General features: G+C 66.9%; 15 protein-coding genes. 1 reads left to right on the top strand and 14 read right to left on the bottom strand.

Annotation, left to right across the window (positions count from 1 at the left end):
* Positions 1–14: 14 nt before the first annotated feature.
* The 14 genes from WMF44_RS09605 to WMF44_RS09540 all read right to left on the bottom strand — a co-directional run bounded on the left by WMF44_RS09605 (position 15) and on the right by WMF44_RS09540 (position 15,803).
* Positions 15–800, bottom strand: coding sequence for an enoyl-CoA hydratase/isomerase family protein (locus WMF44_RS09605; RefSeq protein ID WP_437298822.1), 786 nt, complete (start codon positions 798–800; stop codon positions 15–17).
* Complete coding sequence (locus WMF44_RS09600; protein ID WP_437298821.1) at positions 797–1,735, bottom strand: 3-keto-5-aminohexanoate cleavage protein; 939 nt, start codon at positions 1,733–1,735, stop codon at positions 797–799. The genes WMF44_RS09605 and WMF44_RS09600 overlap by 4 nt, the downstream gene beginning before the upstream one ends.
* A 24-nt stretch (positions 1,736–1,759) precedes the next feature.
* Positions 1,760–2,248 carry a MarR family winged helix-turn-helix transcriptional regulator gene (locus WMF44_RS09595; protein WP_437298820.1) on the bottom strand — a complete coding sequence of 163 codons (489 nt, stop codon included), beginning with the start codon at positions 2,246–2,248 and terminating at the stop codon, positions 1,760–1,762.
* Between the two features lie 50 nt (positions 2,249–2,298).
* Positions 2,299–3,669: an STAS domain-containing protein gene (locus tag WMF44_RS09590; RefSeq protein ID WP_437298819.1), complete on the bottom strand. Its 1,371-nt coding sequence runs from the start codon at positions 3,667–3,669 to the stop codon at positions 2,299–2,301.
* Positions 3,670–3,703: 34 nt separating this feature from the next.
* Positions 3,704–4,114: a hypothetical protein gene (locus WMF44_RS09585; protein ID WP_012234416.1), complete on the bottom strand. Its 411-nt coding sequence runs from the start codon at positions 4,112–4,114 to the stop codon at positions 3,704–3,706.
* A gap of 34 nt (positions 4,115–4,148) precedes the next feature.
* Positions 4,149–4,640 (bottom strand): ATP-binding protein, encoded by a 492-nt coding sequence (locus tag WMF44_RS09580; protein ID WP_231864758.1) that lies wholly within the window; start codon positions 4,638–4,640, stop codon positions 4,149–4,151.
* Positions 4,640–5,629 carry a PP2C family protein-serine/threonine phosphatase gene (locus WMF44_RS09575; protein WP_044964406.1) on the bottom strand — a complete coding sequence of 330 codons (990 nt, stop codon included), beginning with the start codon at positions 5,627–5,629 and terminating at the stop codon, positions 4,640–4,642. The genes WMF44_RS09580 and WMF44_RS09575 overlap by 1 nt, the downstream gene beginning before the upstream one ends.
* 48 nt (positions 5,630–5,677) lie before the next feature.
* Positions 5,678–6,595, bottom strand: a complete 918-nt coding sequence (locus tag WMF44_RS09570; protein WP_012234413.1) for a slr1658 superfamily regulator — start codon at positions 6,593–6,595, stop codon at positions 5,678–5,680.
* Positions 6,596–6,619: 24 nt separating this feature from the next.
* Positions 6,620–9,004: a SpoIIE family protein phosphatase gene (locus WMF44_RS09565; protein ID WP_437298818.1), complete on the bottom strand. Its 2,385-nt coding sequence runs from the start codon at positions 9,002–9,004 to the stop codon at positions 6,620–6,622.
* Between the two features lie 84 nt (positions 9,005–9,088).
* Entirely contained in the window at positions 9,089–10,252 is a 1,164-nt protein-coding gene (locus tag WMF44_RS09560; protein WP_437298817.1) for a methyltransferase domain-containing protein, read from the bottom strand.
* A 71-nt stretch (positions 10,253–10,323) separates the two neighbouring features.
* Positions 10,324–10,881 (bottom strand): hypothetical protein, encoded by a 558-nt coding sequence (locus WMF44_RS09555; protein ID WP_437298816.1) that lies wholly within the window; start codon positions 10,879–10,881, stop codon positions 10,324–10,326.
* A gap of 1,029 nt (positions 10,882–11,910) precedes the next feature.
* Entirely contained in the window at positions 11,911–13,128 is a 1,218-nt protein-coding gene (locus tag WMF44_RS09550) for a tetratricopeptide repeat protein (RefSeq protein ID WP_437298815.1), read from the bottom strand.
* The gene (locus WMF44_RS09545; protein ID WP_437298814.1) at positions 13,125–14,687 is read right to left on the bottom strand and encodes a SpoVR family protein; all 1,563 of its coding nucleotides are present in this window, start codon (positions 14,685–14,687) and stop codon (positions 13,125–13,127) included. Before WMF44_RS09545 ends, WMF44_RS09550 begins: the two co-directional genes overlap by 4 nt.
* A 6-nt stretch (positions 14,688–14,693) precedes the next feature.
* Positions 14,694–15,803 carry a DUF444 family protein gene (locus WMF44_RS09540; RefSeq protein WP_044964401.1) on the bottom strand — a complete coding sequence of 370 codons (1,110 nt, stop codon included), beginning with the start codon at positions 15,801–15,803 and terminating at the stop codon, positions 14,694–14,696.
* A gap of 197 nt (positions 15,804–16,000) precedes the next feature.
* On the opposite strand from WMF44_RS09540, the gene WMF44_RS09535 reads away from it, so the two are divergent.
* A complete protein-coding gene (locus WMF44_RS09535) occupies positions 16,001–17,281 on the top strand; it encodes a hypothetical protein (RefSeq protein WP_437298813.1) in 1,281 nt (426 codons plus the stop codon).
* Positions 17,282–17,365 lie beyond the last annotated feature (84 nt).

The raw sequence follows: 17,365 nt of genomic DNA, 5'->3' as shown, positions 1-17,365 counted from the left end.
GCGCCCCGGCGCGCCTACCTGCCCGACCAGCGGGGCTTTCGCTTCTCCAGGAAGGCCAGGAGCCCTTCCCGCGCGTCGTCCGTCGCGAGGCAGCCGGCGAGCCGCTCGCGCAGGAGCGGCAGCGCCGACTCGAGGTCGAGATCGTCCTGCGCCGCGAACGCCTCGAGGCCGAGGCGCACCGCGATCGGGCTCTTCGAGGTGATGGCGGAGGTCACCTCGTCGACCGCGGCGTCGAGCGCTCCCGGCTCGACCACCTTGTTGAGCAGGCCGCACTGCGCGGCCTCGTCGGCGTCGAGGCGCTGCCCGAGGAGCATCATCTCCAGCAGCTTGCGCCGGCTCACGTGCCGCTGGAGCACCGCCATGATCATCATCGGGAACAGGCCGACGTTGATCTCCGGCGTCCCGAGCTTGGCGCCGCGGGCGCCGATCGCGAAGTGCGACGCCGCGACGAGCCCGAGCCCGCCGCCCAGCGCGTGCCCGTTCACCCGCGCCACGATCGGCTTGCTCGAGTTCGCGAAGGCGAGCAGGAGGTCCGCGTAATCGCCCTTCATCTCGGGCGGCGGCGCCCCCTCGGCGCCCGCGATCTGCGCGAAGTCCCCGCCCGCGCAGAACGCGTCGCCCGCGCCGGTCAGGACCACGCAGCGCACCGCCTCGTCCGCCGCGCCCGCCGCGAGGGCGTCGAGCAGCTCGCCCACCATCGCCGGCCCGATCGCGTTCTTGCGCCACGGGTTGTTCAGCGTGAGCCGGAGGACGCCCCCCGCGGAGAAGGCCTGGATGACCGTGTACGCGCGCTCCGTCACGAGGCCGTTCCTCCTGTCGCTCCTGCCGCGCCGCCGTCGTGAAGGCCCAGGATCTGCCGGGCCTCCTCGACCGTCGCCGGCCTGCGGCCGACGTCGCGCACCATGCGCACGGCCACCTCGCAGAGCTCTCCGTTGCTGCGCGCCATCTCGCCGCTCGGCAGGTAGAAGTGGTCCTCGAGCCCGCACCGCACGTTGCCGCCGAGCACGAGCGCCGCCGCCAGCATCCTCCACTGCCCGTGGCTGATCCCGATCACCTCCCACTCCGAGCCGGGCGGCATGATCCTGGTCTGGAGCTGGAGCGACTCCACGTGCGCGGGGATGCCGCCCAGCACGTTGACGATGAACGAGAACTGGAGCGGGGGTTTGAGCAGCCCCATGTCGACGAGCGGCCAGGTACCCTGGGTGTGCCCCGTATCGAAGCACTCGAGCTCTGGCTTCGTCCCGGCCTCGTTCATTGCGTCAAGGAGCTTGCAGATCTTCGCGTACGTGTTGGGAAACACCATATCGAAATCGAAGGTCTTCCGCGCGCGCGAGTACTTCGAGTAGTTCATGGTGCCCATGTTGAGCGCCGCGATCTCGGGGCGGCTCTCCCGGACGGTCGCGCACTGCTCGCTCACGTCGTCGAGGAGGGTGCCCGTCGAGAAGTTCAGGATCACCGGGCAGCGCTTGCGCACCTCGTCCTTGATCCGCGCGAACACGGCCGGAGAGAACGTCGGTGATCCGTCATCGTTGCGCGCGTGGATGTGCACCGCCGCCGCCCCTGCGTCGTAGGCCCGCTTCGCCTCCTCGGCGATCTCGACCGGCGTATAGGGGATGGCGGGGCATTGCTTGCGGCCGGCGAGCACCCCTGACAGCGCGCAGGTCACCACGCAGATATCGGGATCTCGTCCGTTCGGATCCCTCGGTTCCCCGGTGAACGTCGGCTTCTCTCTCATGCCCCCTGCCTCCCTTTCGCGTCCTCAGCGCCGTCGCTCTTCTTCTGTCCGGCTCAGTCCGACCCGCGAGACCACCTGTTTCTGCAGCTTCGTCAGGATCCGGAGCAGATCGCGCAGATCGGTCGAGCTCAAGCTCAGCAGCGCGCTCCGGAAGATCTCCATCGGTTCGACCTGGATCTCGCGGGCGAGCCGCGCCCCCTTCTCGCTGAGCCGGATGTGGACGACGCGCCGGTCGGCCTTCGAGCGTTCGCGGCGGACGAGCCCCTCTCGCTCCATGCGATCGACGATCCCGGTCACCGTGCTGTTCTGCGCCCGGATGCGCTCCGACAGCGTGGACAGCGAGAGATCCTGGAACGACTCGAGCAGCTTGAGGATGGTGAGCTGTGGCCCGGTGAGGCCGAATCCGCTCGCCATGCCCTTCGTGAGCCTGCGCGACTCCGTGTAGAGATAGATGATCATCTCCACGATGGCGTCGATCTCCGGCCTCTCGGGCGGCGGCAGGGTCGCTGTCACGATGCTTCGTGTACGAAATATTCGCTCCCCGGGGGAAGCGCAACCTGGATCTACCGCCGTCCCAGCCGCGGCTTCCCTGTCGCCCGGTCTGCCCGGAGCTCCCGGATGCACCACCTCAGCGCCTCCTGGAGGTCCCGATGCACCTGGACGGACGAGAGCTCGACGCCGAGCGACGAGGCCGTCTGCGCCACCTGCGGCTGGACCCCGGCCACGACCCCTTGCGCGCCGAGCAGCTCGATCGTCTGGAGCATGCTGATGAGGTGCTGCGCCGTCGTCGAGTCGACCTCCTCGACCCCCGTCACCTCGACGATCGCGTAGCGCGACTTCGTCTCGACGATCGTGCGCAGCAGCTTCTCCGTGATCTCTGTCGCCCGGTGGCGATCGATGCTGCCGACGAGCGGCAGCACGAGCACGCTGTCCCAGACCTGGATGATCGGCGTCGACAGCGTCTCGATCGCGGACTCCTGCCGCGAGATCACCGCGCGCATCGACTCCTGCTGCTCGACCACCGCGCGGAGCGACTCCTCGGCGCGCATGCGCTCCAGCGTGATCGCGAACATCTCGCCGATGACCTGGAGCAGCGCCCGGACGCTCTTGTCCCACGCGCGCGTCGATCGCACCGCGTCGAGCCCCACGACGCCCACGAGCCGCCCCGCGTACGCTGCAGGCATCCGGACGAGCGAGGCGATCCCGAGCTCCGTGAAGGCCCGCCGCTCGCTCGCTGCCTCCTCCGGCAGATCGGCCACGCGCGGCACGTCGCACACCTCGAGGCGGAACAGCCGCTCGACGAGCCACGGATACACGTCCCTGGACACGACTCCCCGCTCCGCGCGCAGCGACGGCACCCCGTCGGCGCACCACTCGTGCGTGTTCAGGAACCTCCGCCCGTCCTCCGCGAGGAGGAACAGGCTCGTCCTGTCGGCGCAGAGCGCCTTGCCGAGCTCCGCGAGCGCCGAGTGGAAGCCGCGGTCGACGTCCGAAAGCTTCACGTTGATGAAATGGGCCGAGATCGACGCGACAAGCATCTTGGTCTCGATCCGCTGCATCAGCGCCCGCTCGAGGCGCTTCTGCTTGCCCACGTTGCGCGCCCACCCGTACACGAGCCCCTCGCTCGGCACCGAGAGCATCGACCACGACAGCCAGACGTAGAGGCCGCTCCTGCTCCTGCACCGGTTCTCCAGCCCGAGCGTGACGGGCCCCTGGCGGAGCCGATCCATCTGCTCCCTGGTCGCGACGACGTCGTCCTGGTGCACGAGATCGAGGAGGCTCCGGCCGACGAGATCCTCGGTCCCGAGGCCGAGCGTCCGCTCCCAGGCGCCGCTCACCCGCAAAAACGATCCATCGCTCCGCAGAACACACAGCGGATCGGGACAGACAGCGAAGAACCTCTCTACGTCCGCTTCGTTCGCAGGTGTGTCCATCGCCGGTCGCCTTCCCCAGCCCACACCCCCGCGCTTAGGTCTCCTTGACGTCCTCGAACGTCGTCCGCGCGGCCACGTGCTCCTCGTTCAGGTTGAGCAGGATGGGCAGCGTCTCGTGCTGCCAGTCATCGTCGAGGATCCGCCGCACGGTCACCCGGCCGGGCACCAGGTTGTACACGGCGTCCACGATATCCATGATGACGTAGAAGCCGTTCGAGTTGCAGAACCGCATCTTCACGAAATCCATCACCGTGGACGTGATCGGGTGCTGCGGGAGGACTCGGGCCAGCTCGTCCAGGTAGCTCGACAGGTACCGGTACGGGTTGTCGATCCGGATAGCGCCCTCGAAGGTCAAGACGAGGCGGTTGTCGTCATCGAGCCGGGCGACCGACTGAAAGACGCTCAGCCCGCCATCCGTGATTTCTCCATAGCTGAGAGCCTTCATACGCGACCTTTCGTGGAAAACATACGCAGCCTTTTCAAGGGAAAGTAGCCTGGACGACGAGGATTCCATCGACGTACTGCGTCGAGAGATGGAATTTGTTCTCGGCGGTCAACCGAATGAGCCCTAGACCGCCCCTGCGTCGATCGTTGCGCCGCTCGCGCACCGTCCTGGCAAAGAGCTCTCTCGGGTCCTCCGCGGCGAAGATCTCGTCGAATACCGCCTTGACGGTCCGGTACTCTTCCGGCGTAACGCGGTTGGATACCTTGATGAGCAATCGATCCGGATCGATGCTCAGATCGAGCCGCACCTCGCTCTCACGCTCGGTCCCGTGCTGGAGCACGTTGGTGACCAGCTCCGTGACCACCACGTTGACCTTCTGGCAGATCCGTCTGGGATAGAACCTCACCAGAAGCGCGTCCAAAAAGTTCGCAAGCAGGCCGGCCACGTCGCCCGTGATGTGATCGATCGGAGATATATATATCGATGCACCGACCGACGTCTGCGAATGATTCTTCTCGGGCTTCATCAGGCGCACCTTCGCAGGATGATCAGTGTGATGTCGTCGGCGTCCGCCACCCGGAACCGCGTGTAGTCCTCGATGCACCGGTCGAGGATCACCTGCACCGGTTCCTCGCTGTGCTTGACGACGATTTCGTTGAGACGTTGCACGGAATATATCTCCCCGCTCGCGTCCTGCGCCTCGAACATCCCGTCTGTGTACAAGGCGAGGACGTCATCCTCCTCGAACGGCAGCTCGAACTCGTGAAATGGCTTGATGCGCAGACCGATGAAGTTGCTCACCCGGTTGAACGAGCGAGGCGTACCGCGACGGACCAGGAGCCCGTACCCTCCGCCCGAGACGTAGCGGAGGAATCGGTCAGTAAACATGACGAAGTTCACCGTCGCGTACCGGCGAACCTCCCGGAGGAACGAGTAGGCGCTCCGGTTCACCCAGTCCACGATCGCCCCAGGGCTATCGAGCCGCTTGGTAGCGTGGGCGAACTGCGCCTTCAGAAACGCCATGATGAGCGCCGACGATACTCCGTGACCTGAGATATCGTAAACACCTATCGCGTGGCGCTCGCCGGGGAGGTAGAAGAAGTCGTAGTAGTCTCCTCCGACCTGGGCGAGCTGCTTGTGGAAGATGGCCATGTCGAACGAGGAGGCGATGGCCCCGCTCGCCTCCGGAAGGAGGGCGCGCTGGACCTGCCGCGCCACCGCGAGGTCGTCGTCGATGGCCCGGTTGTACCCTTCGAGCTCGTTCTCGATGCTGGTCGCGTGCTCCAGGATCGCCTCGTGCACCAGGGAGAGGTCGTCGAAGTCGAGCTTCAGCTTGTCGACGTACTCCAAGAGCGCGCTGCAGCGCTCCATGAAGTCTGTGAAGTTCCCCTCCTCGCGGAGCAACGTGTTCCACGCTTGCCGCTCCTTCACGATCGCCCTGATGGCATCCAGATTGCTCTGCTTCTGTAGGAAGCCTCTGGAGTGCATCGAGCTGATGTCCTTGGGTGCAGTCATGGCTCGACCTGGACGCGATTCGGGTTGGACGGAAGAACCCATCCGATCTCAATCACAGAGTATCATCTCGAAGTTCTGATTGAACTTCTTGAGGTTGGGCAGCGACTTCCCCTGCCACGGGATGGACTTCGACCCGCGGACGATGAGCTGGAGCTCGCCCTTCTTCCTGGTGGCGATCGCGAACTTGTAGAGGACGTTGATCCCGGAGCTGTTCAGGAAGTTCAGCGCCCTGACGTCGAGTGTGATGGTGGGAGGGTTCGTGGCCAGGACCTTGTCGAGCAGCTCCTCGATCGGGGCGTACTCGGTGGTGCCGCCAAGACGAAGGATTCCTTCCAGGTACACCACCACCTCAGAGGGATCGTACCAAACCCGGTAGTTACCACCTTTGATTTCCATTCTCGACCTTTCATTCAAAATAGGAATCCTGGCCATCGTCTTGATGCTGAAGCTGTTGACCGAGATCGGGTCCAGCTTCCAGCCAAGACTGACACCGTAATCATTCATGATGATGAGATACCCGAGCCCCGACCCGGCGTTCTCCGCGTCTTCGGCGTTCGCCTCCGCCTGCCGACGCAGGAGCTCCCCAGGGTCCTCCTGTGTGAGCTCTAGGAGCTTCTCACGAAGCGAGGGGACGGCGGCGTTCGTGATCTGGTTGCTGACGAGGCACACCAGGTCCTCACGCCCGATACCCACGGTCACCGTGATGTCACCGTGCTGATTGAACTTGACGGCGTTCTCAACCAGTTCGTTCAGCACGTACCCGATGGCGCCTGAGACCTCGTCTCGGCTGATGAGCCTGTCCTCGCCGTCTATCTCCGGAAAGAGCTCGCCGAAGTACTCGGCCATGAAATTGGCCGTCAGGTTACAAAGGCTCCATCTCACCGCGAACGAGTCGGGGTACAACGTCAGCGACATGTGTTCGCTGAACGAATCGTCTAAAGAGTAGACGCCGATGATTTCGCTCATGGTAATGCCCAGTCTCCCCCTTGCTCATACCCTCTTAATGACAAGTACAGTAATGTCATCATGGATTTTGTTGTAGCCTACGTGCGCCAAGACGTCCTCGATGATAGCGTCCTTGATCTCCCGCGAGGTTCTTTCGTGGTTCCGCGAGATCACCTGACACAGACGGTCGATTCCGTACTGCTCCTCTGAAGAGTCCTCCGCCTCGGTGATGCCGTCGCTGAAGAGCGTCACGACGTCCCCGGCCTCCAGCTTCACCTCGATGCTACCGATGAAATCGCTGATATCCAGGTCGATGCCTATCGGCAACCCGAGCCCCATGGTCTCGACACGATCGAGGGTCCCGTCCTTCCGGACGATGATGAGATCCTCGTGCTGACCGGTGAGCTGGAGCTCGCCGTCGCTGTAGTCGAGCAGGGTCAAGGACAGGTTCTTGTCCGATCGGATGCGCTGGATGTTCTGGTAGATGACCTTGTTGACGATGCTCAGGAACTTCTTCGGATCCCGCTCGTTGGCCGCGAGCAGCGTCCGGACGGCCGTCTGGACCATCAGCATCAAGACGCCGCTCTCCAGCCCGTGGCCGGTGACGTCGCCGATGCCGATCTTGACGAGCCCGTCGCTCCGGAGCACGTCGTAGTAGTCCCCGCCGACCTCGTCGGCAGGGGCCATGTAGCCCGCGATGTCGAGGCCCGGGATCTCCTGGAGCTCGCTCGGCGCGGGGAGCACCATGAGCTGGAGCTGCCGCGCGACGTTCAGCTCGGCGCCGAGCCGGATGTTCTCCTGGGCGAGCTTCGCGTTCAGCTCGCTGATCTCCTCGTTCGCCTTCTCGAGGGCCCTCGTCCGCTCGCCGACGAGCTCCTCGAGGTTGTTCGTGTAGGCCTCGATCTCGCTCGCCATCTCGTTGAACGCGACGCCGAGCTGCCCGATCTCGTCCGCGGAGTTCACGTCGATGCGAACGCCGTAATCGCCCTCGCGCATCCGCGTCGCGCCGGTCGAGAGCGCGACCAGGGCGCCCGTCATCTTGCGGGAGATCAGGTAGACGCCCAGCATGAGCACGAGGAACGAGGCGATCGTGATGAGGACCTGGGTCCCGACGATCACCGTCCTGCTCTTCTCGATGCTCTTCTGCGCCGCGAGGAGCGAGGCGTACATCTCCTTCTTCGGGACGACGAAGCCCATCGTCCACCGCTCCTTGGCCACGCGCGCGTCCGGCCCGGCCCAGCCGTTCACCGGCGCGAGCCGCTGGAGGGCGATGATGTACGTCTCGCCCGATATCACCATCTCCCGGTAGTCGACTTTATCATCGTTCGGAAGGACGATGCCAGAGACCCCCGGGTCCTCGCTGTCCTTGAAGAACCGCTGCAGCATGCCGACGCCGGAGTTCTGACCGGCGCCCGCGTCCGTGCGCAGCCGCAGCGTCTTCGCGCCGAGCTCGTTGACCGCGAAGACGTTCCCGTCCGCCTGCGCCAGGAAGGCGAAGCCCGCGGTGGCCAGCTTGACGTCCTTGATCGACTCGATGAGCTGCGCGAGCGTGAGATCGAGCCCGACGGACCCCACGAAGCTCTTGCGGTCCTTCGCCCAGAGCGGGTGGAACGCCGTCATCACGATGCCGCCGCCCGCCGCGTCGTCGTACGGCGCCGTGACCGTGGTCTGATCCGGGTGCGCGCCCAGCCCGGCCGGGTCCTTCGCCCACTCGTTCCAGCTCTCGGCGATGCCGGGGAAGAAGAACTTGTACCACCCCTGGTCGTTGTGCCCCGGATACAGCTTGTCGAACGTCGACGCCAGCTCCGTGTACGGCGTCAGCCGCACATACGGCTTGTCCTCAGGGCCGACGTAATAGATCTGAAGCTTGTCGGCGCCGTACTTGCCGAACGCGGGCATGATCAGGTCGAGAAACGCCGTCTCGTCGACGGCCCGCTGGACCTCGGGCAGGATCGTCCCGTCCTTCCCCATGTAGCCCCAGACGCTGACGACGCTCGGCTCGCTAGGATCGTTCTGGTACCAGTTCCCCTTCGGGTTGTACTTCATCTGATCGCGGAAATACGGGAAGTCGGCGGCCGTCCGCAGGAACGGGGCGACGTCCTCCTCGCGATCGATCACGATCTGCAAGACGCCGGCGAGGGTCTGGAGATCCCTGTACGCCTCGCCGAGCCTGAGGTTGACGTGAGTGGCCTTGTCCTCCAGGTGATTGGTGAGGTACTCGCGGTTCGCCGAGTTGAGGCCCGCCTCGATCTCGGCGGCGGCCTCGCTGCTCAGCCGGTGGATGCCTTGCCGCCCGACGACGACGTTCCACACGGCGCCGAGCAGGACGCTCACGCCCGTCACGAAGATGATCTTGGTGCTGAACTTCCTGAACCTGAAGAGCAGGCTCTGAGGCCGCTGTTCGCCAGAGTTCCGAGGTTGAACGCTCACGGCTGGCAATCTCCTAACGGCACGGCCCTGGGCCACTCGATCGGCATCACGACGCGGCGGAGCATGACGACCCGGTCTCTCCCCTCACATGACCCGCATCGGCTTGCGGCCCGAGCCGGCGTAGATCGGCCACGAGGCGAGGCCGTGCGGGTGCGTGATCGCCGCCATGTGAGCGCGAAGCCCGGTGCTCAGCTCGGCGTGGTAGTCCGGCGGGGCGCCGGCGGTCCGGGCCATGTTGGCGGTCACCGAGATCCAGCACTCGACGACGCGCGCGAAGTCGAAGCAGTCCGTATTCATGTTGTTGATGTCGATCAGGTTGACGCGGATGTCCTCGAGGCCCGCCTCTCCCATGATCTGCCGCGTCTTTATCCCCGTATCGAGATCCATCCCGATCGACCTGCCGAGCTCGACGAACCGCTTGTAGGTCGCGCGGATGAGGTCCTGCTCCGGATAGCCGTACGCGCACGACAGGAGCTCGTTCGTGATGTAGATCCGGCCGCCCGGCTTGCAGATGCGATAGAGCTCCTGCATGATGCGCTCGGGCTGCGGAAAGACCTGGAGAGACAGACGGCAAGACACGAAGTCGAACGAGTTGTCCGGCAGGAGCAGCGCCGCGGCGTCGCCGTACTGATACTCGACGTTCTCCAGCCCGAGCCGCCGCACGTGGTCCTGCGCGTAGCGGAGCGCGGGCCGGGAGTGATCGACCCCGACGACGTGCTCCGGCTTGAACTCCTTCTGGAGCAAGATCGCGAAGTCGCCGAAGCCGCACGCGATGTCGGCGATCTTCATCCCCGGGTAGAGGCCGTGGTTCGTCAGCCCCGTCTTCTCGTGCTCCCAGATGATGCGCTCCTGGAGGCGGAGGACGTCGATGAACTCGGCATCTTCGAGCATCCCCTGGCTCGGGTAGAACGCGACGTCGTAGATCTCGACGGAGACGCTCGAGTAGATCTCCGCGATGACCTGGAACTTGCGGATCGCCCAGGGGATGACGCTGGAGATGATCAGCCTGATCTTCAGGTTCGGACGAGCCTCGACGGCCCAACGGACAAACCTGTTTATCTCCAGGAATGCCACGTTGTTCATGTACTTGAGCCGCTTGAAGTCCAGGCAGAGCTCGCCGCTCGCGTTCTTGGCCGCGGTCTCCAGCGTGCCGCGGATGGCCCTCATCTGATCGGCACCGAACGGCCGCAGCATGCCCGAGAGCGCAACCTCCTGGTCGGTCTGGTCGACGCGCATGCTGAAGGTCACCTGCGAGCGCCACGAAGGGAGGCCGCTCGCAGACGAGGGCGGTACGGCGGATTCGCGACCGATCGGAGCTGTCATAGTTCTTCTACCTCAGTGAACGGGAACTGAATCGCCAGAAGGAGCCAGTCCCCGTTCGTGGGTTCGGAGATACTGAGCTTCGAGCCGTAGACGACCGCGAGTTCGAGCAGCCCGAGCGCCTGAGCGTCATCATCCGGAACGTCGTGCTCGAGCTGCTCTCGATACCAGGCCATCGGATCCGGCTGATTGGCCAGCTGGACGGCGTGGTTGTAGAACTTGGCGCTCTGCTCGTTGATCGGGACCTCCGCCTCGACGAGGATGTGGTTCTGCTTCTTGCGGAACCGCATCTTGATCTCGCCGGTGGAGCCGTGATTCCGGTATATCGCTTCCAGCAATTCGTTGAAGAACGTCGAGAGCAAGGTCGCGTGGCGCTCGGGGTCATCCTCATTGGCGCTCGCGTACCTCGCGAGGAAATTGGCTAGCTGATGACAGTGGTTCCACCGTTTACTGAAGCCACCGACCGAGAAGTTCGCGGAAATGACCATGCCGTCCGCCGGTAACGCGGGCGGCGGTCGCAAGGTCGGAGCTATGTCGGCCTGCTTGGAAACGGACATCAAAGCCTCGGGGGTTGGTTGACAAGTGAGGCACGAACGAGGTTACCCGGGTTCGGGGTGCCCCGTCGAGTGCATCGCGAGGTTTCCAGCGAGCGCCATCCGGGCCTTCACGCGGCAGAAACGTCAGCGACCGCCCGGCCGGTTGCACCAGGCATGCCACCGCGCCGTAAGCTTTCTGTAATACAGCTCGCATTTATCGACGATCACTGGTCTCATGACCAGGTGAACCGATGTAGGGCGCCGCCTGCTGGTCGGCGGCTCCGTTCGGTCGTTGCGCGCTTATCCGGGTGAAACGGGCTCCGCTTGCCTCAGCACGCGATGTTCGTGGGTCACCACGACAGGCAGACATTTTGTCCACAGAGCACCCGCGCCGGCGGCGCCATTTGTAATTCGCTACACATGTGCGCCCCGCCGCCTCGGCGGGGCGCACGGTCGTTGACCATCAGACCATTTGGAGCAGCAGAAGAGAGGTAATCGAAAGTGCGTCGCTGCTGTCAACCCCTTCCTGCGCGCGGCGGAGGTGCGCTCAGACATCGTGTGGTCCGGCGAGTCGCCGCGGGAGTGCGAGGAGATCCGTGCGCCCACCTACCACGTGGCCCATCGCGCGCCGGGGCCGAGTGCGTCTCTCGGGCGCGGATTCGGTATGCGGCCCTCTCGCGCGGGAGTCGGCGTCTCGAGGCAGCGCCGCGACGAGCCCCACGCCGGGCGAGCGCTCGCGGCTGGCGCTGGGTGTCGTCAGGCGTCCGGGAGCGCGTCGCAACATCGATGGTCCCGCAGCCCTCGTCCTGCGGCTGGGCGCCGCTCGACCGAGCACCCTCACCTTCGCCGCGAGCTGCGCGCGCGGCGCGAACGGCGCGAACGGCGCGAACGGCCAAGAAGCGCGCGAGGCCGGACATGGCAACGATTGAGCTTGACAATCATCCATGCGGGCCGCGTGTGTTCGCCGTCGCGCTGTCCGGCGCTGCAGCGCGCCGCGTCCCGACCGCAACGCGCGGCGCCGCTGTGGCGCGCGCGACCGGCGCCTCGGCGTCACCGCGGCGGAGCGCCGCGCCGCTCGATGGCGTCGAGCTCGTCCATCACCGCCTTCACGCGCGGATCCGTGGGATCGACGGCGCGCGCCTTCTCGTACGCTGCGCGCGCGTCCTTCAGCTGGCCCGACTGCGCAAGGGCGTTGCCCAGGTTGATCCAGGCGCTCCCGAGCCTGTCGTCGAGCTTGAGCGCCTCGCGGTAGAGCGCGGTCGCCTTCTGCAGGTCGCCGCGGAGGTGGTGCGCATACCCGAGGTTCGATCGGTAGGTGGCGCGCGCCGGATCGCGCGCCACGGCCGCCTCGAGGTGCGGAACGGCGCGCGCGGGATCGTTCGCGGCGAGGAGCGCCGTCCCGAGGTCGTTCTGCAGCCGCGCGTCCGCTGGCGAGAGCCTCGCGGCGCGCTCGTAAGCGCGGATCGCGTCGGACGTCCTCCCTGCGGCCAGGAGCGCTGTCCCGAGGTTCGCCTGCCGCTCCGCGTCCCCGGGGGCGAGCTCCGCCGCCCGCGTCAGCTCACGGACAGCGTCCTGCAGGTCGCCGAGCGCGAGGTGCGCGACGCCGAGCGCGGAGTGCGCCTCGGCGTCGCTCGGGGCGAGCTCCGCGGCACGTGTCAGCTCACCGAGCGCCGCGTCGGCCCGGCCGAGGACGAGGAGCGCGCGGCCGAGCTCGAGGTGCGCGAGCGCGTGGTCGGGCTCGAGCGTCACCGCGCGCTTCAGCTCCGGGAGCGCGGCGAGCAGCGTCCTGTCGCCCGGCGCCCCGTTGTAGTCGGTGGACACGCCTGCCCTGGCGATCGCCGCGCGCTGGGCGCCGACGATCGCCGCCGCGTCCTTCTTGTCGAGCCGCGCGGCCGCGCGATAGGCCCTCTCGGCAGCGGCGAAATCGCCGCTCGCATAGGCGGCGTCGCCCTCTTCGAGCTTCCTGTCCGCCGACGTGCCGGTGCCGCGCGCGACGCGCGGAGGAGGGCTCGCCGCCGCGGCCTCGCTTGTGGACGGCGCGTCGAGCGGGACGCCCGAGCCGACCGGCGCGCCCGCCGCGCCCGGGGCAGCGCCGCTCCCCGGAGGCGGCGCGGGCGCCGTGTTCGCCGTCGGATCGAGCCGGGCAGGCGGCGCAGGGGCCTCCGCCGAGGGTCGCGGCGCCGGCGAGCGCGACGCCGGCGCCGCCGGGGCGCAGCCGGCGAGCGCGAGCAGGACGCCGAGCCGGCGGATCGCTCCGCAGGCGCTCACAGCTTGTACGGGGTCATCGCGTGCTCCTTGCCGTCGTACCGGAGCAGCACAGGCTTGTTATCCATCTTCGTCGCCACGCCGACCGGCCGCTTCCAGCACCGGACGAGCGCCACGAGCGTCTCGCGCGCGTAGTCGGCGCGAAGGTCGAAGCCGCCGTGCACGTGCTCGAGCAGGAGCTCTCCCCGGTTGCCATAGTTGGCGTCGACGACACGGATGTACGGGTCGCCGAAGTTCGTCAGCTGGAAGAGGAGCTTCTCCTTCACCTCCTTGAACTCGCGGCTCTCGATCTCGAACCTGTCGTTCCGCCCCGAGAAGCCGAACGTGTACATCTTCTGCTCGATCACGAACTCCGGCGTCAGGAACTCGTCGATGAAGGTCACGTCGTTGTAGAGCGCGCGCACCTGGAAGATCTTCTCGCGGCCGAGGCCAAGCCGCATGTCCCACGTGCGCTTCGCGTCGAGGTCCGCGCACTCCTCCCACTCGCGGCCGAAGCGGCCCTTGTTCCATCGCTCCTCGATGTAGCGATAGAGCTCCACGCCGACCTTGTAGGGGTTGAAGCGCCCCGGCGCCGTCGCCATGACACCGGCGTTGTTCTCGGCGTAGTCGATGATCTCCGACGCATCGAGGACCTTCTCGGTCATCATCTTCGAGTGCCAGTACGAGGCCCACCCCTCGTTCATGATCTTCGTCTGGCGCTGCGGGACGAAGTAGTAGGTCTCCTCGCGGATGATCTCGAGCACGTCGCGCTCCCACCGATCGAGCGGCGCGTGGTCGATCAGGAACTTGAGCACGTCGCGCTCCGGGCGCTCCGGCACCTTGCGCTCCGGCTTCTTCTGGTCCTGCCGCTTCTTCCGCTGCGCCGCGAGGATCTCCTCCGGGTTGATGAAGGAGTCCATGTACTCCTTGGCCCGGAGCTTGTAGGTGTCCATCGGCTCCTCCGTGGGCTCCTCGTCCTCCTTGACCACAGGACGGCCGGTGAACGGGGCCCACGGGTCGATCAGGTTCTCGAGCGAGAGGCAGTGGTCGACGAACGCCTCGACCTTGTTGATGCCGTAGCGCTCGATGTGGCGCGACACGCGCGCGCCGTGGTTCGCCATCTTGTCGATCCACTTGCGGTCCGGATCGTAGGCGTCGCTCTTCCGCACCGGGTCGAGGATCGGGCCGCGATGGTCGAGATCGGTGGACCGGAAGCAGAAGTTGTTCTTGAAGAAGTCGACGTGCGCGTACACGTGCGCCATGACGAGCTTCTGGTCGGTGAGCGAGTTGCCCTCGAGGAGGTAGGCGTACGAAGGGTTGTTGTTGATGACCATCTCGTAGATCTTCGAGAGGCCATACTCGTAGCTCTTCGAGAGCTGCTCGTACTCCATGCCGAACCGCCAGTGCGGGTAGCGGCTCGGGAAGCCGCCGTACGCGGCGATCTCGTTCATCTGATCGTACGTCAGCATCTCGAAGATGACGGGGAAGAAGTCGAGCCCGTAGTCCCGGGCGATCTTCTCGATGCGCTCCTTCTCGGTGCGCAGGTAGCGGGGAAGCGCGGTGTTCAGGGCGAACTTGCTCATACCGCTCTACTTCCCCTTCCCCAGGAAATCCTTGATGCTGCCCACGATCGCGTCCTTGTCCCTGATCTCGCTCACCACCACCCGATCGTCCTGCGAGAAGTGTTCTTTCAGATCCTTGATGAACTGGCCCGAGCCGTACGGGCTCTCGACCTGCCCGTAGGCGAACATGTTGACCCGCGGCAGGATCTGGGTCTTGAGCACGTCCACGCAGGAGAGCGTGTCGTCCATCGACCAGTTGTCGCCGTCGGAGAAGTGGAACGGATAGATGTTCCACTCGTCCGGCGGGTAGTCGTTGTCGATGATCTGCGAGCACAGCTTGTAGGCGCTCGAGATCATCGTGCCGCCGGACTCGCGCGTGTGGAAGAACGTGTCCCGGTCGACCTCGCGGGCGATCGCGTCGTGGATGATGAAGCGCGACTCGAGGCCCTTGTACTGGCGGGTCAGCCACGCATCGATCCAGAACGACTCGATGCGCACGATCTCCTTCTGCTCGTCGCCCATCGACCCGGAGACGTCCATCATGTAGATGATGACCGCGTTCGCGACGGGCTCGGTGATCGTCTTCCACGAGCGGTACCGCTTGTCGTCCGGGACGGGGACGACGACGGGCGCCGACGGACGGAACGTCCCGCTCGAGATCATGCGCTTCAGCGCCTCGCGGTACGTCCGCTTGAAGTGGCGCAGGGACTCGGGGCCCACCCTGCGGATGCCGGAGTAGCGATCGTGGGCGTTCGAGATCTTGCTCTTGCCCTTGTCCTGGATGTCGGGCAGCTCGAGCTCCTCGCCGAGGATGCCGGCGAGCTCCTCGAGCGTGACGTCGACCTCGAGGAGGTGGTCCCCCTCGCCGCTGCCCGCCTGCCCCTGGCCGGGCTGCTTGTCGTCCGAGCCCCCCACGGGATCGCCGGGGTTGCCGTCGCCCTGCCCCACGCCGCCGCGTTGCTTGTCGCCGAAGCGGAAGCGCGGGATGTCGATCTGAGGGATGGGAATCGAGACGAGGTCCTTCCCCTTTCGTCCGATGAGCTCGCCCTGCGAGATGTACTTGCGCAGGTTCTCGCGGATGCGGCCGCGAACGATCTGACGGAAGCGCCCGTGATCCTGGTCGATCTTCAACGACACGCTCGCGAGTGTAGCATCGGAAGCGGCCTCGGGTCCGCACGTTCGGCGGGCCGCCGAGGTCTCCCGCCCCGGCGGCGCCGCTTCCCCGCTTCCGTTCGACATCTCCATCTCCACTTCCCCACGTTCCCCACGTCCCCGCCGTTGCCCCACCGCCACGCCCGCCCGTCGTGAACTGCCCCCGTGGTAGCCTCCGCGCCGTGCTTTTCCGAGCGCGCTGCCTCCTCGTGTTCCTCGTGCTCGTGGTCCTCGCGGCGCCGGCCGTCGGGTGCGGCTCCAGGGAGCAGCTCGTCGGGCTGCCCGATCTCGCGGGCGCAGGGGGCGCCCCCGACGCGCCGCCCCCAGATCCGCCGGTGTGCCGGGAGGACGGGCTCCCCTGCCAGGGCGCGGCGGACTGCTGCAGCGCCGCGTGCGCGCAGGGGATCTGCGGCGGCGACGGCTGCGCGCGGGACGGCGCGCCGTGCGCCGCCCCGGGCGACTGCTGCGCTGGCCTGTGCGCCGGCGGGCTCTGCGGGCAGGGCTGCTCGGCCGACGGCGCGCCGTGCCAGAGCGCGGCGGAGTGCTGCGCCGGGGTCTGCATGGGCGGGGCCTGCGGGCGGGGCTGCTTCCGGGACGGGAGCGCGTGCGGGTCCGCGGGACAGTGCTGCTCGCTGAGCTGCGTGGAGGGCGCGTGCCGCGCGCCGTGCATCCCGAACGGCGCGCGCTGCGGCGCGGGCGACGCGTGCTGCAGCGGCGCCTGCGTCGCGGGCGCCTGCGCCGAGGCGTGCGCGCCCGACGGCTCCGCGTGCGGCCAGGGCGCGGACTGCTGCACCGGGCGCTGCAACGCGGGCATCTGCGGCGGGTGCAGCTCGGACGGGGTCGCGTGCGGCTCGGCCGATGCGTGCTGCTCCGGCGTCTGCGCGCAAGGCGTGTGCGGGGGCGCGGCGTGCTCGCACGCGCCCTGCGAGATCGGCGCGCCGCTCGCCGCGGACTGCGGCGGGTGCGCGGCCGAGCTCTGCCGGTTCGACCCGTTCTGCTGCACCACCAGCTGGGACGAGATCTGCGTCGGCGAGGTCCCCAGGCTCTGCGGGCTGGTCTGCGCCGAGTGCGCCGCAGACGGCGGCCGCTGCGCGTCCGGCGAGGCGTGCTGCAGCGGCGCGTGCGAGGACGGCGTCTGCCGGCCCCCGTGCGCGCGCGACGGCCAGCCGTGCGCGGACTCCGGCGAGTGCTGCAACGGCAGCTGCCAGGACGGCCTCTGCGGCGGCCCCGCTTGCCCATCGGACGGGACGGGCTGCGGAGGATGCGTGGCCGACCGCTGCTGCGCGCAGCTGAGCCAGTGCCTGCTCAGCCCCACCTGCGCGGACGACGTCGCGTGCTTCTTCGGCTGCCTCGACGAGGGGAGCGGCCCCGCCGTCTGCGGGTTCCAGTGCATCCACAGCCCGGAGACGTTGCAGCTGCTGCGCTGCGTGGGCAGGAGCTGCGGCGGCGGCACCTGCTTCTGACGCGCGGCGCGGGGCGTGGTGGAGCGCGCCTCGCGCGGGCGTGGGGCTCGCCGCGCCCGCGGCTCCACCGCGCCCGCGGCTCCA

Origin of the sequence: Sorangium sp. So ce426 (genome assembly GCF_051475585.1) — a bacterium.
In the GTDB taxonomy this organism is placed as follows: Bacteria; Myxococcota_A; Polyangia; order Polyangiales; family Polyangiaceae; genus Sorangium; species Sorangium cellulosum_B.
The sequence above is the reverse complement of the archived record's forward strand: the minus strand, read 5'-3'. Positions and strand labels throughout refer to the sequence as shown.

Excerpts from the sequence above, each read along its gene's own strand:
- WMF44_RS09570 (WP_012234413.1), bottom strand. The coding sequence starts at position 6,595 with ATGAGCGAAATCATCGGCGTCTACTCTTTAGACGATTCGTTCAGCGAA.
- WMF44_RS09585 (WP_012234416.1), bottom strand. The coding sequence starts at position 4,114 with ATGAAGGCTCTCAGCTATGGAGAAATCACGGATGGCGGGCTGAGCGTC.
- WMF44_RS09575 (WP_044964406.1), bottom strand. The coding sequence starts at position 5,629 with ATGACTGCACCCAAGGACATCAGCTCGATGCACTCCAGAGGCTTCCTA.
- WMF44_RS09545 (WP_437298814.1), bottom strand. The coding sequence starts at position 14,687 with ATGAGCAAGTTCGCCCTGAACACCGCGCTTCCCCGCTACCTGCGCACC.
- WMF44_RS09590 (WP_437298819.1), bottom strand. The coding sequence starts at position 3,669 with ATGGACACACCTGCGAACGAAGCGGACGTAGAGAGGTTCTTCGCTGTC.
- WMF44_RS09555 (WP_437298816.1), bottom strand. The coding sequence starts at position 10,881 with ATGTCCGTTTCCAAGCAGGCCGACATAGCTCCGACCTTGCGACCGCCG.
- WMF44_RS09580 (WP_231864758.1), bottom strand. The coding sequence starts at position 4,640 with ATGAAGCCCGAGAAGAATCATTCGCAGACGTCGGTCGGTGCATCGATA.
- WMF44_RS09600 (WP_437298821.1), bottom strand. The coding sequence starts at position 1,735 with ATGAGAGAGAAGCCGACGTTCACCGGGGAACCGAGGGATCCGAACGGA.